General features: G+C 55.8%; 10 protein-coding genes. 8 read left to right on the top strand and 2 right to left on the bottom strand.

Annotated elements, in window-relative coordinates; all coding sequences use genetic code 11:
• Positions 1 to 185 precede the first annotated feature (185 nt).
• A complete protein-coding gene (adhE, locus tag G5168_RS14490; RefSeq protein WP_019446648.1) occupies positions 186 to 2,852 on the bottom strand; it encodes a bifunctional acetaldehyde-CoA/alcohol dehydrogenase in 2,667 nt (888 codons plus the stop codon).
• 840 nt (positions 2,853 to 3,692) lie between these two features.
• Here adhE and G5168_RS14485 point away from each other — a divergent pair.
• From G5168_RS14485 to G5168_RS14455, 7 genes are all read left to right on the top strand, one after another.
• Entirely contained in the window at positions 3,693 to 4,328 is a 636-nt protein-coding gene (locus G5168_RS14485; protein ID WP_005337678.1) for a YchE family NAAT transporter, read from the top strand.
• 278 nt (positions 4,329 to 4,606) lie between these two features.
• The gene (locus tag G5168_RS14480) at positions 4,607 to 6,226 is read left to right on the top strand and encodes an ABC transporter substrate-binding protein (protein WP_227342374.1); all 1,620 of its coding nucleotides are present in this window, start codon (positions 4,607 to 4,609) and stop codon (positions 6,224 to 6,226) included.
• 98 nt (positions 6,227 to 6,324) lie between these two features.
• Positions 6,325 to 7,245: an oligopeptide ABC transporter permease OppB gene (oppB, locus tag G5168_RS14475; protein WP_005337672.1), complete on the top strand. Its 921-nt coding sequence runs from the start codon at positions 6,325 to 6,327 to the stop codon at positions 7,243 to 7,245.
• Between the two features lie 14 nt (positions 7,246 to 7,259).
• Complete coding sequence (gene oppC, locus G5168_RS14470) at positions 7,260 to 8,171, top strand: oligopeptide ABC transporter permease OppC (protein ID WP_139407229.1); 912 nt, start codon at positions 7,260 to 7,262, stop codon at positions 8,169 to 8,171.
• Between the two features lie 54 nt (positions 8,172 to 8,225).
• The gene (locus G5168_RS14465) at positions 8,226 to 9,206 is read left to right on the top strand and encodes an ABC transporter ATP-binding protein (protein ID WP_005337668.1); all 981 of its coding nucleotides are present in this window, start codon (positions 8,226 to 8,228) and stop codon (positions 9,204 to 9,206) included.
• Positions 9,207 to 10,202 (top strand): murein tripeptide/oligopeptide ABC transporter ATP binding protein OppF, encoded by a 996-nt coding sequence (gene oppF / locus G5168_RS14460; protein ID WP_005337666.1) that lies wholly within the window; start codon positions 9,207 to 9,209, stop codon positions 10,200 to 10,202.
• A 302-nt stretch (positions 10,203 to 10,504) separates the two neighbouring features.
• Positions 10,505 to 11,449 carry a TerC family protein gene (locus tag G5168_RS14455; RefSeq protein WP_227342375.1) on the top strand — a complete coding sequence of 315 codons (945 nt, stop codon included), beginning with the start codon at positions 10,505 to 10,507 and terminating at the stop codon, positions 11,447 to 11,449.
• Between the two features lie 64 nt (positions 11,450 to 11,513).
• Here the strand turns inward: G5168_RS14455 and alr are convergent, their stop codons facing one another.
• Entirely contained in the window at positions 11,514 to 12,740 is a 1,227-nt protein-coding gene (gene alr / locus G5168_RS14450; RefSeq protein WP_103422279.1) for an alanine racemase, read from the bottom strand.
• Positions 12,741 to 12,913: 173 nt separating this feature from the next.
• Here alr and G5168_RS14445 point away from each other — a divergent pair, with 173 nt between their 5' ends.
• Positions 12,914 to 13,363, top strand: a complete 450-nt coding sequence (locus G5168_RS14445; protein WP_266135096.1) for a methyltransferase family protein — start codon at positions 12,914 to 12,916, stop codon at positions 13,361 to 13,363.
• Positions 13,364 to 13,432: the final 69 nt, after the last annotated feature.

Here is a 13,432-nt window from a genome sequence, read left to right as displayed (position 1 = left end):
GTTGGTTGGTTGGTTGGTTGGTTGGTTGGTTGGTTGGTTGGTTGGTTGGTTGGTTGGTTGGTTGGTTGGTTGGTTGGGAAGTTAGGGGCTGCACTACCGCAATCGGCTGGAGAGAGGAGCTCTGTGATAAGTGGCAGATAAAAAAGCCCGCGCAGTGCGCGGGCTTGTTATCTCAGGACTGGTTATCAGGCCTTGGATTTCTTCTTGCCTTCAACCTTGGCTTCAACCGGGGCAGCAGTTACCGGAGCGGCTTCGGTGAACGGACGACCGTAGTAGGAGTCCAGCAGAACCTGCTTCAGCTCGCTGATCAGCGGGTAGCGCGGGTTGGCGCCGGTGCACTGGTCATCGAAAGCTTCGATAGCCAGCTGGTCAACCTTGGCCAGGAAGTCAGCTTCAGTCACGCCAGCTTCGCGGATAGAGGCCGGGATACCCAAGGTAGCCTTCAGCTCGTCCAGCCAGGTCAGCAGCTTCTCGATCTTGGCGGCGGTGCGGTCACCGGCAGCAGTCAGACCCAGGTGGTCAGCGACTTCGGCGTAACGACGACGAGCCTGCGGGCGGTCGTACTGGGAGAACGCAGTCTGCTTGGTCGGGTTGTCGTTCGCGTTGTAGCGGATGACGTTGCTGATCAGCAGGGCGTTAGCCAGACCGTGCGGAATGTGGAACTCGGCACCCAGTTTGTGAGCCATGGAGTGGCACACACCCAGGAAGGCGTTGGCGAACGCGATACCGGCGATGGTGGCTGCATTGTGCACCTTCTCACGAGCGATCGGGTCGTTGGCACCGTTCTGGTAGCTGGACGGCAGGTACTCTTTCAGCATTTTCAGGGCTTGCAGCGCCTGACCGTCGGAGTACTCGTTAGCCAGTACGGAAACATAGGCTTCCATGGCGTGAGTCACGGCATCGATACCACCGAAGGCACACAGGGACTTCGGCATACCCATGACCAGGTTGGCATCAACGATGGCCATGTTCGGGGTCAGCTCGTAGTCAGCCAGCGGATACTTCTGACCAGACACTTCATCGGTTACTACCGCAAACGGAGTGACTTCAGAGCCGGTACCGGAAGTGGTGGTGATACAGACCAGTTCGGCCTTCACGCCCATTTTCGGGAATTTGTAGATACGCTTGCGGATGTCCATGAAGCGCATGGCCAGATCTTCGAACGCAGTGTTCGGGTGCTCGTACATCACCCACATGATCTTGGCTGCATCCATCGGTGAACCACCGCCCAGCGCCAGGATAACGTCCGGTTTGAAGGAGTTGGCCATCTCGGCACCCTTGCGAACCACAGCCAGGGTCGGGTCAGCTTCTACTTCGTAGAACACTTCCACTTCCATATTCTGTGCTTTCAGCAGGCTGACCAGTTCATCGGCGTAGCCGTTGTTGAACAGGAAGCGGTCAGTTACGACCATGGCACGCTTTTTACCTTCCAGGTCGCTCAGAGCGATCGGCAGGGAACCACGACGGAAGTAGATGGATTTCGGAAGTTTGTGCCACAGCATGTTTTCTGCCCGTTTTGCGACTGTCTTCTTGTTGATCAGGTGCTTCGGACCCACGTTTTCGGAGATGGAGTTACCGCTCCAGGAGCCGCAACCCAGGGTCAGGGACGGAGCCATTGCGAAGTTGTACAGGTCACCGATACCGCCTTGGGTAGACGGAGTGTTGATCAGGATACGCGCGGTCTTCATCTTGTCGCCGAAGTACTTGATGCGGTCAGCGTTGCGGTCCTGGTCGGTGTACAGACCTGAGGTGTGGCCGATACCACCGATGTTGACCATGTCACAGGCCATATCAACGGCGTTTTCGAAGCTGCTTGCACGGAACATACCGAGCAGCGGGGACAATTTCTCGTGAGCAAACTCATCTTCTGCACACAGCTTGACGCCTTCACCAATCAGGATCTTGGTATCAGCCGGTACAGTCACGCCTGCCATCTCGGCAATCTTGGTGGCTGGCTGGCCAACGATGTTGGCGTTCAGGGCACCGTTGATCAGGATGACTTTACGTACCTTGTCAGCATCTTCTTTGGAGAGCACATGGCCCTTGTGGGATGCAAAGCGCTCTTTAACCTGGTCGTAGATGGCATCAACAACGATGACTGCCTGCTCGGAAGCACAGACCACGCCGTTATCGAAAGTCTTGGACATCAGGATGGAGGCAACGGCACGCTTAACATCGGCGGTTTCGTCGATAACGATAGGCACGTTACCGGCACCGACACCGATAGCAGGCTTACCGGAAGAGTAGGCTGCTTTCACCATGCCCGGGCCACCGGTGGCCAGGATCAGGTTGATGTCTTCGTGCTTCATCAGGGCGTTGGAGAGCTCAACAGACGGTTGGTCGATCCAGCCGATGATGTCTTTCGGCGCACCGGCGGCAACAGCGGCATCCAGTACCAGCTTGGCAGCGGTATTGGTGGAGTTCTTGGCGCGGGGGTGCGGGGAGAAGATGATGGCGTTGCGGGTCTTGAGCGCGATCATGGATTTGAAGATCGCAGTGGAGGTCGGGTTGGTGGTCGGAACGATACCACAGATGATACCTACCGGCTCGGCGATGGTGATGGTACCCATCTGATCATCTTCGCTCAGAATGCCGCAGGTCTTCTCGTCTTTGTACTTGTTGTAGATGTATTCGGAGGCGAAGTGGTTCTTGATAACCTTGTCTTCGATGATACCCATACCGGATTCTTCCACGGCCATCTGGGCCAGGGGGATACGGGCGTTGTTGGCGGCCAGGGCGGCGGCACGGAAGATCTTGTCTACCTGCTCTTGAGAGAAGCTGGCGAATTCACGCTGGGCTTCCTTAACGCGGGCGACCAGTGCATCCAGTTCAGCCAAATTGGTTACTGCCATGTTTATCTCCTGATTATTTGAAAACTGTTTAGTAAGACGTTGGCAATGCCCGGCAATTATAGTCGCCCTGTCAAGACGGTATCGTTGCAACAGCTTTTTCACATGCCTTACTAAATCGCTTTCTGAGTCGATTATAGAGCGGGGCTGACTCAGAAAAACTTGATCTGGATCATGTGTAACAAAAGAACAAAAGAAATTTTATTTCACAATCCTTGTTTGACTGATGTTATCGGAATGTGCATCAAAGGGAAAGGTGAGAGACTTGTTAATGCAGAGTAATAAACCACATTTATCAAGTGGTTAATTGCACTCGGCCATAGTATTACAGAGCTATTTTGGCGGTATAGGTTAGCAAATATGAGTGAATTGGTTTCAAAATCACCGACAAACGCACTTTATTCCAGCGTTTGTTGCAAAAATGATTGTTGTTTTAATCCATGACTAATCCGCTTTATTCCCCAAGGGGGCCATTTCTGCCCCCTTTCCCGGTTTTTGCATTGTGGCTCTCTTGCCGAGTCAATGAAGTGATGTCTGGCCTGAAATAGTGGGAAGGCAAAGCCTGGATCCTCTCGAGTCGCTTGGTCATTCGGTCAGTCATCGTCGTACTCTCCGGTTATGATTAAGCAGGTTTGCGCTCACTTTTCTAACGCGTGTCGGGCGGTAGAAAGGGCTTTTGGCATCGGTTTATGCCAGTTAGCGCGGATGCATTAGATGAACTAACTAAAAAACCCTCAAAATGGTGAGATTATTTGATTGGTGCCCGCTCTGGCTATGATGTAAATTTACGCACGAAATTAATGGACTGGCCCGCTGGGCCCGAAACTCTATTGGAAGGCGCCTATGGCAGCAATTGACGTCTCGTTGTATCTGAAGTTTTTTGTCGGTTTGTTCGCAATTATCAACCCGCTTGGTTTGTTGCCGGTGTTTGTCAGTCTGACCAGCCACCATACCCAGGCCGAGCGGATGAAAACCAATACCACCGCCAATATCGCGGTGATGGTGATCCTGCTGGTCTCCATGTATATGGGGCAGCTGATCCTCGATGGGTTTGGCATCTCGCTGGCGTCGTTCCGGATCGCCGGTGGGTCGCTGATTACCCTGATTGCCTGGTCGATGCTGCAGGGCAAGCTGGGCGAGGTGAAGCACAACAAACAGGAAAAGGGCGAACTGGCAGTGCGCGAGTCTATCGCCGTGGTACCGCTGGCGCTGCCGCTGATGGCGGGCCCCGGTGCCATCTCCTCGGTGATTGTCTATGCCAGCCAGAGCCACTGGCAGCAGCTGCTCGGCATGTCAGTGGTTGTCGTGGTCTTCTCCTTCTGCTCTTGGCTCATCTTCCGCGCCGCGCCGCTGCTGTTCAAGATCATGGGCAACACCGGCATCAACGTGGTGACCCGTATCATGGGTCTTATCATGATGTCGCTGGGTATCGAGATCATGGTGGCCGGTATCAAGGGGGTTTTCCCCAGCCTGATGTGAGCCAGCTCCGCTTTATGAAAGCCGGTCCTCGTGACCGGCTTTTTATTGGTTGCTTTTTGCCCGGTCTTTTCTAGAATCGGTCGTTTGTGTGAAAAATGAGCGTTTTGTTGGTGTTTTAATACTGAAAAAGCGCACCTCAGCTGATTTTTTGACCAGAAAATGACGATTACCCTGACAATATCTGTTGCATTATCGGAATTGGCAGGGAATTATGCTGGGAGCGGGTTTTAACCCCGTCACTTTAAAAACGCATGGAATGTTCTTGTTGGAGTAGGGAAATGACTCATAAAAAAACAATGATTAACACATTGCTGGTGGCTGCACTGTTTGGTGGCGTCAATGTGGCTCAGGCTGCCGATGTCCCGGCGGGAACCAAGCTGGCTGAAGTCCAGCAACTGGTAAAAGGCAACGGTTCCGAGCCTGCGACCTTGGACCCACAGAAAGTTGAAGGAACGCCTGAGTCTGCAATTTTGCGCGACCTCTTTGAAGGTCTCGTGACATCCGGTTCGAAAGGGGAAGTTGTTCCTGGTGTCGCAGAGTCTTGGGAAACCAAGGATAACAAGCACTACGTCTTCCACCTGCGCAAAGATGCCAAGTGGTCCAACGGTGAACCTGTCACCGCACATGATTTTGTATATGCCTTCCAGCGTGCAGTTGACCCCAAGACAGCCTCTCCTTACTCCTGGTATCTGGAGATGCCAACTATTGCCAATGCTACAGAGATCATTGCTGGCAAGAAGCCGGCTGATACGCTGGGCGTGAAGGCGACCGACGACTACACCTTCGAAGTGCAGCTCGAGAAGGCTATCCCTTATTTCGTAACCATGCTCTCTCACACCACCACCTACCCGGTACCGAAGAAGGTCATCGAGAAGTATGGTGAAAAATGGACCCAGCCGGGCAATATGGTAGGTAATGGTGCCTACGTATTGAAGGAGTGGGTTGTTAATGAGCGAATTGGCTTGGAGCGTAATAAAAACTACTGGAATGATGCGAAAACGGTGATCAACAAGGTTACCTATCTTCCGATTCAGTCCACCAACGCGGAGCTAAATCGCTTCTTGGCTGGTGAAATTGATATGACATGGAACGTGCCTATCGAACGTTTCAAGCAACTCAAGAAAGATTACCCGGCTGATTTGAAGGTTGAAGGTCTGGTTTCTACTTATTACTACCAGTTCAACATCAAGAAAAAGCCGTTTGATGACGTGCGAGTGCGAACTGCTCTTTCTTATGCGGTCAATCGTGACGTGATTGCAGATAAAGTCATGGGGCAAGGGCAAAAACCCGCATATGGGTTGACGCCTGACTATGTCGATGGTTTTAAACCGGTTGCCCCAGAGTGGTCAAAAATGACCCAGGCCGAGCGTGATGCCAAGGCCAAGGCGCTGCTTGAAGAGGCAGGTTTCGATGCCAGCAAGCCGTTGAAGTTCGAGCTGCTCTACAACACCGATGACAACCACAAGAAAGTGGCTGTGGCCGTTGCTTCCATGTGGAAAAAACTGGGTGCAGAGGTCAGTTTAGTGAACCAGGAGTGGAAAACTTACCTGGAAACCAAGAAGCAGGGCCAGTTTGACGTGGGTCGTGCCGGCTGGAGCGCCGACTACAACGAAGCCTCATCCATGCTGGATCTGATGCAGACCACTCACGGCAACAACGATGGCAAGTACTCCAATCCAGCGTTTGACAAGTTGATGACCGACTCTCGTGATCAGGTTGATGCGGACGCTCGCAACAAGCTCTATGTCCAGGCGGAAGAGATCCTGGCCAAGGACATGCCGATCATCCCGATATACCAATATGTTCAACCTCGGATGGTCAAAGCTTATGTTGGGGGTTACCCAAGCAACCCGCTGGATAACCTCTACAGCAAAGATATGTACATCATTGCTCACTGATTTAAAGCAACAAGTCGCATAACAAGCAGGGCCCGCCAGACGGTGGGCCTTTATTACAACCGCGACCCTTTGGAAGCAGTACAGGACAGGAAATGTCTATGTTGAAATTCATTTTTAAACGGCTATTGGAAGCGATCCCGACTCTGCTGGTCTTGATCACCGTATCTTTCTTCATGATGCGTTTCGCCCCGGGTAACCCCTTTACCAGCGAGCGTTCACTGCCCCCCGAAGTCATCGCCAACATCGAGGCCAAATATGGGCTCGACAAACCCATTGGCATGCAATATCTCACCTACCTGGGCAACCTGGTGCAGGGTGATTTGGGCCCCTCTTTCAAATACAAGGATTTCACCGTCAATGATCTGGTGAGCCAGGCGCTGCCTGTTTCCGCCAAGATCGGGACCACGGCCTTCTTCTTCGCCGTGCTGCTGGGGGTCACTTTCGGCACCATAGCGGCACTGAAACAGAACACCATCATCGACTATCTGCTGATGTCGTCGGCCATGGCCGGGGTGGTGATCCCGGGCTTTGTGCTGGCGCCCTTGCTGGTGCTGTTTTTCAGTATTCATCTGGGTTGGTTCCCTGCCGGTGGCTGGCAGGGTGGTGGCATCCAGTTTATGGTGCTGCCGGTGTTCGGCATGATGATGTACTACATCTCCGCCATCTCGCGGATCATGCGGGGCAGTATGATCGAGACCATGAACTCCAACTTCATCCGTACCGCCCGTGCCAAGGGCTTGCCGCTGCGCCATATCATCCTGAAACACGCGCTGCGTCCGGCTATGCTGCCAGTGGTCTCCTATCTGGGCCCGGCCTTTGTCGGCATCATCACAGGTTCCGTGGTGATCGAGACCATCTTCGGCCTGCCGGGGATCGGTCAGCTGTTCGTCAACGGTGCCCTTAACCGTGATTACTCCATGGTGCTCGGTCTGACCATTCTGGTCGGCGCCCTCACCATCACCTTTAACGCTGTGGTCGATATTCTCTACGCCTTTATCGATCCCAAGATCCGTTACTAATTCGGGAGTTCATCATGGTTGTTTCAACTGAAAAACGCGATGCCGTCGAGGCGTTCGCGCAAAAAGTGGAAGTGGTGGAGGGACGCTCCCTGTGGAAGGATGCCCGTCGCCGTTTCCTGCGCAACAAGGCGGCCCTGACCAGCCTGATCATTCTGACCATCATCGGTCTGGCGGTCATCTTTGGCCCCCATTTGTCCCAATACACCTTTGACGATCCGGACTGGGGCGCCATGCAGTCGCCGCCCGATATGGAAGCGGGTCACTACTTCGGTACCGACAGCCTGGGGCGCGATCTGTTCGTGCGCACTCTGCTGGGTGGCCGGATTTCCCTGATGGTCGGTATCATGGGCGCCATGGTGGCGGTCATCATCGGCACCCTGTATGGCGCGGCCTCCGGCTTTATCGGCGGGCGGGTCGACAGCCTGATGATGCGGGTACTGGAGATCCTCAACGCCTTCCCCTTCATGTTCTTTGTCATCATGCTGGTCACCTTCTTTGGCCGCAATCTGGCACTCATCTTTATTGCTATCGGGGCGGTGAGCTGGCTCGACATGGCGCGTATCGTGCGCGGCCAGACTCTCAGCCTCAAGAGCAAGGAGTTTATCGAGGCGGCCCACGTCTGTGGCGTCTCCAAGTGGAAGATCATCACCCGTCACATCGTACCGAACGTACTCGGTATCGTGGCCGTTTACGCCACCTTGCTGGTGCCGGGGATGATCATGTTTGAATCCTTCCTGAGTTTCCTGGGCCTTGGGGTTCAGGAACCGATGACCAGCTGGGGTGCCCTGCTGGATGAAGGCTCCAAGTCGATGGAAGTGGCCATCTGGCAACTGCTGTTCCCCGCCGGTTTTATGGTGGTGACCCTGTTTTGCTTCAACTTCCTCGGGGATGGTCTGCGTGACGCCCTCGATCCGAAAGATCGTTAATCGAGCATCGGGTCGACAGGAAAGCATCACGAAAGATCGATAAGGAGTTTTTATATGAAGTTACTGGATGTGAAAGATCTGCGGGTCGAGTTCAAGACCCCGGATGGCAATGTGGTGGCGGTCAACGACCTCAATTTTTCTCTCTCTGCGGGTGAAACCCTGGGGATCGTCGGCGAGTCCGGCTCCGGTAAATCCCAGACGGCCTTTGCCATCATGGGGCTGCTGGCCAAGAACGGCATTATTACCGGTTCCGCCAAGTTTCAGGGGGAGGAGATCCTCAACCTGCCGGAGTCCAAGCTCAACAAGATCCGCTCCGAGAAGATCGCCATGATCTTCCAGGACCCCATGACCTCGCTCAACCCCTACATGAAGGTGCAGGATCAGCTGATGGAAGTGCTGATGTTGCATAAGGGCGTCAGCAAGGCGGAAGCGTTCGAAGAGTCGGTGCGGATGCTCGATGCGGTGAAAATTCCCGAAGCGCGCAAGCGGATGGGGATGTATCCCCACGAGTTCTCCGGCGGCATGCGTCAGCGGGTGATGATCGCCATGGCACTGCTCTGCCGGCCGCAACTGCTGATCGCCGACGAACCGACTACCGCACTCGACGTGACCGTACAGGCCCAGATCATGACTCTGATGAATGAGCTCAAGCGCGAGTTCAACACCGCCATCATCATGATCACCCATGACCTTGGCGTGGTCGCCGGTATCTGCAACAAGGTGCTGGTGATGTATGCCGGTCGTACCATGGAGTACGGCAAGGTAGACGATATCTTCTATCGCCCGAGCCACCCCTACACCGAAGGCCTGCTGCGCGCCATTCCTCGTCTCGATACCGAAGGGGAAGTGTTGCCCACCATCCCGGGCAATCCGCCCAACCTGCTGCGTCTGCCCACCGGTTGCCCCTTCCAGGAGCGTTGCCACCGTGTGAGCGAGATTTGCGGCCAGCAGTCACCGATCCTGACCCCGTTCAACGACGGTCGGGAGCGTGCTTGCCACTGGGTTTCGGATGCCATGAACAAGGGGGCCAACTAAATGGGTGCCGACAAAAAATTGCTGTTGGAAGTGTCTGACCTCAAGGTCCACTTCAGTATCAAGAGTGGCAAGGCGTGGCCTTGGGCCAAGCCATCCGATTTGAAGGCGGTCGATGGCGTTACCCTGCGCCTCTACGAAGGGGAAACCCTCGGCGTGGTGGGTGAATCCGGCTGCGGCAAATCGACCTTTGCCCGCGCCATCATCGGTCTGGTACCGGCCACCGATGGCAAGGTGGTGTGGCTGGGTGACGATCTCACCAAGCTCGATCAGAATGCCCTGCGCGAGAAGCGCAAAGAGATCCAGATGATCTTCCAGGATCCGCTGGCTTCTCTGAACCCACGCATGACCATCGGCGACATCATCGCCGAGCCGCTCATCACCTTCTATCCCAACCTGCCACGGGAAGAGGTGAAGGAGAAGGTGCGCGCCATGATGAGCAAGGTGGGGTTGTTGCCCAACCTGGTCAACCGCTATCCGCACGAGTTCTCCGGCGGCCAGTGCCAGCGGATCGGGATTGCCCGGGCGCTGATCCTCGAGCCCAAGATGATCATCTGCGATGAGCCGGTGTCAGCGCTTGATGTCTCTATCCAGGCACAGGTGGTCAACCTGCTCAAATCCCTGCAAAAGGAGATGGGGCTGTCGCTCATCTTCATCGCCCACGATCTGTCGGTTGTCAAACATATCTCCGATCGGGTGCTGGTGATGTATCTGGGCAACGCCGTTGAGCTGGGGACTCGCAAGGAGATCTTTGCCAACCCGTTGCATCCCTACACCAAGGCGCTGATGTCCGCGGTGCCAATCCCGGACCCTGAGCTGGAGCGCAACAAGGTGATCCAGATCCTGGAGGGGGACTTGCCATCGCCGATGAATCCGCCGTCCGGTTGCGTGTTCCGCACCCGCTGCCCGGTGGCTGGCCCCGAGTGCGCCAAGACCCGCCCCGTGCTGGAGGGGAACTTCGATCACGCGGTCTCCTGCCTCAAGGTCGACCCGCTCTGATGGGGATGTGTTGAACCTGCTTGCGGGGCTCCTTGATGGGGCCCCGATTTATTTTTGACGGCAGTGAAGATGCCTCTTGGCGTTATCTTTTACCGCTGCTACTATCCGCGCAACAAGGGGAGTAACTTCTCGCCGGTTTGTCGTCATTACGGTGCACCCATATCCTGCAGTGCACCCGGCAGCCGGGCAGTCGATGCAAATCAGCTGTAAGTGAGACCTTGCCGAGAGGCAAGGTGTATCTGCTCCAAACGCAAACCCACGCCTCTCGGTCGTGGGTTTTGTCGTTTTTGGGAGAAGTGAAAATGGGTGAATGGTGGATGTGGACCGGTTTCTTCAGCATAGTGCTGGTCCTGTTATGGATAGACATACGCTTTGTTGGTGGCGGCAAGTCACACAAGGTGTCCCTCAAAGAGGCGGGCGTCTGGTCCCTCATCTGGATCAGTGTTGCTCTGCTCTTCAACCTGGCCATCTGGTTTTGGCTGGACCACAGCGCTGGCCGTGACATTGCCAACCAGAAGGGATTGGAGTTCCTCACCGGCTACCTCATCGAGAAAGCGCTGGCAGTGGACAACGTATTCGTCTGGCTGATGCTGTTCGGTTACTTTGCCATTCCGGCCGAGCTGCAGCGCCGGGTGCTGCTCTATGGAGTACTGGGTGCCATCGTGATGCGTGCCGGTATGGTGTTCGCGGGTAGCTGGCTCATCGAGCAGTTCCACTGGATCCTCTATCTGTTCGGCGCTTTCCTGCTGCTGACCGGTGCCAAGATGCTGTGGGCGGCCGACAAGGAGCCGGACTTGGCCAACAATCCGCTGCTAGGCTGGATGCGCCGTCGTTTCAAGGTGACCGAGACCCTGGAAGGGGAGAAGTTCTTCGTCTGGCGTGACGGTGTGCGCTATGCCACCCCGCTGCTGCTCATTCTGGTGTTGGTGGAGGTGAGCGATCTCATCTTCGCGGTGGACAGTATCCCGGCCATCTTCGCGGTGACCACGGATCCCTTCATCGTGCTGACCTCCAACATCTTCGCCATCATGGGTCTGCGCGCCATGTACTTCCTACTGGCGGGTGTGGCTGATCGCTTCGCCCTGCTCAAATACGGTCTGGCGCTGATCCTGATGTTTATCGGGGTCAAGATGCTGCTGCTGGATATCTTCAAGATCCCGACCGGCATAGCACTGGGCGTAGTCGCGTTGATCCTGCTGGCATCCATGGGGCTGAGTCTGTTTGTGACCCGTAAAAAGGCCGCTTAAACGCAACATCATTTAATACCAAACAACAAGGGCTCCCGCGGGAGCCCTTTTTCATATCGTGTTATCAGCGTTTGATCTTCTTGGGGTTGGTGTAGCCCCAGATGGTGTACATGTCCGCCAGCAGGGCGCCGTTGTACTCCTCCAGATCCGCCTGTTTCACTTCGGCGTCACCCTGACGGCCAAACAGCACCACCTCGTCGCCGGGTTTCACACCCTTCAGGTCGGTCACGTCCACCATGATGGTGTTCATGGAGGTCTTGCCGACCACCGGCACCTTCTGACCCTGGATCAGCACATAGGCTTTGTTGCTGAGGGCACGGCGATAGCCATCGGAGTAGCCCAGCGGCAGGTTGGCGAGCCAGGAGTCACGCTTGAGGGTAAAGGTGCGGTCATAACCGACGGTGTTGCCCGCTGCATAGTGGTTGACAGAAGCGACCTGGGTCTTGAATGCCATCACCCGCTTGTATTCGGTGTGGGAGGGGATGGAGTCTCCGTAGAGCAGGCCGCCCGGGCGCACCATGTCGAAGTAGGCGTCCGGCACGGCCAGAGTGGCGAAGGAGTTGGCGGCGTGGATGGTGATCTTGCTGCGATCCAGTTTGCCCGCTTCCAGCAGCCACTGGGAGTCCAGTTTGAACTGGGCCAGTCCCATCTTGACGTCCTCTTTCTCCTCAACCGGGAAGTGGGTCATGATGCCGACCGGGGTGATCCCCTTTAGCTTGAGCATGGCCAGCGCATCCTGCTTGGCATCGGCCAGGCGCAGGTCGATGCCGTTGCGGCTCATGCCGGCTGAGTTGAGCGCGATATGCACCGGAATGGTGGTGTGGTGGCGCTGGGCGATATCGGCGATACCCTGGGCACTCACCAGACTGCCGATCAGCTCCTCCATCTTGTAGGGCAGGGCCTGCTCTACTTCATCCGGGGTGGCAGCACGCACCCGCATCAGACGGCCGGTAAAGCCCTTCTCGCGGGCGACGCGCGCCTCTTCGTTGCTGGCGATGCCGATGCAGGGGATATTGGCCTTGACCACGGAGGGGACCAGCAGGTCGATGCCATGACCGTAAGCGTCGGCCTTCATGATGGCGCAGATCTGCGGGCCCTTGTCACCGAGACGATCCTTGAGGGTCTGGATATTGTGCTCAAAGGCGCCCAGATCCACTTCCAACCAGGCGTTGCTGGCGGTTTGCTCCTGGCCGTTGCGATGATCCGTCGCAAGGGGCAGATAGGGAGCCGCAACGGCTTGGCCCGCGAGCAGGCCGAAGATCAGGGTAGCCAGCAGAGTTTTCTTGTGCATGGTGATTCCTTTTTGTTGTTCGCGTTGGATAGTTTGGACGGGGTCGGCCACATTGGTGGTGGTTTAACCACAACTTGTTGTTATTATTATGATCTTTGTCACTCTCAACAGGCGCTGACTGGTTGGGAGTCTACCGCAACACGGGTTCGGCCGACACTCGTCAGGGGAAGAAAATGGTCAATCTTGAGTTACGTTTGCCACCACCGCTGATCTTCCTGCTCTGTGCTGGTGTCATGTGGTGGCTAAGAGGGGAGAGCCAGCCCGGTATCTGGGCAATGACGCTGATGGATGTGCTGGTCGTGGTGGGGGCCATCATGGGCTTTGGGGCCCTGCAACGGTTTCGTCACCATCAGACCACGGTCAGCCCCACCAAACCGCAGCACACCAGTCGTCTGGTGACCTGCGGCGTTTATCGTGTCAGTCGCAATCCCATGTATCTGGGGCTGCTCTGCTGGCTGGCCGCCTGGGGCTGTTATCTGGGGGGAAGTTGGGTCTGGGTTGGGCCAATCGTGCTGGTTGCCTGGCTGACTCGCTTTCAGATCATGCCGGAGGAGCGGCTGCTGCGCGCCCGTTTCGGCGACGAGTATGTGGCGTATTGCCAGCGCGTTCGCCGTTGGTGCTGACAGGCAGTGATCTTCGTGAGCTGAGGGATAAGTCGGGCCAGCCGTGCTGGATAAAGAGAACCCCGGCTG

It is taken from the genome of Aeromonas sp. 600724 (assembly GCF_049175135.1).
GTDB lineage: Bacteria > Pseudomonadota > Gammaproteobacteria > Enterobacterales > Aeromonadaceae > Aeromonas > Aeromonas veronii_A.
Note: the sequence above shows the minus strand (reverse complement) of the source record. Positions and strands in the feature narration are given on the sequence as shown.

Excerpts from the sequence above, each read along its gene's own strand:
- adhE (WP_019446648.1), bottom strand. The coding sequence starts at position 2,852 with ATGGCAGTAACCAATTTGGCTGAACTGGATGCACTGGTCGCCCGCGTT.
- G5168_RS14485 (WP_005337678.1), top strand. The coding sequence starts at position 3,693 with ATGGCAGCAATTGACGTCTCGTTGTATCTGAAGTTTTTTGTCGGTTTG.
- G5168_RS14480 (WP_227342374.1), top strand. The coding sequence starts at position 4,607 with ATGACTCATAAAAAAACAATGATTAACACATTGCTGGTGGCTGCACTG.
- oppB (WP_005337672.1), top strand. The coding sequence starts at position 6,325 with ATGTTGAAATTCATTTTTAAACGGCTATTGGAAGCGATCCCGACTCTG.
- oppC (WP_139407229.1), top strand. The coding sequence starts at position 7,260 with ATGGTTGTTTCAACTGAAAAACGCGATGCCGTCGAGGCGTTCGCGCAA.
- G5168_RS14465 (WP_005337668.1), top strand. The coding sequence starts at position 8,226 with ATGAAGTTACTGGATGTGAAAGATCTGCGGGTCGAGTTCAAGACCCCG.
- oppF (WP_005337666.1), top strand. The coding sequence starts at position 9,207 with ATGGGTGCCGACAAAAAATTGCTGTTGGAAGTGTCTGACCTCAAGGTC.
- G5168_RS14455 (WP_227342375.1), top strand. The coding sequence starts at position 10,505 with ATGGGTGAATGGTGGATGTGGACCGGTTTCTTCAGCATAGTGCTGGTC.
- alr (WP_103422279.1), bottom strand. The coding sequence starts at position 12,740 with ATGCACAAGAAAACTCTGCTGGCTACCCTGATCTTCGGCCTGCTCGCG.
- G5168_RS14445 (WP_266135096.1), top strand. The coding sequence starts at position 12,914 with ATGGTCAATCTTGAGTTACGTTTGCCACCACCGCTGATCTTCCTGCTC.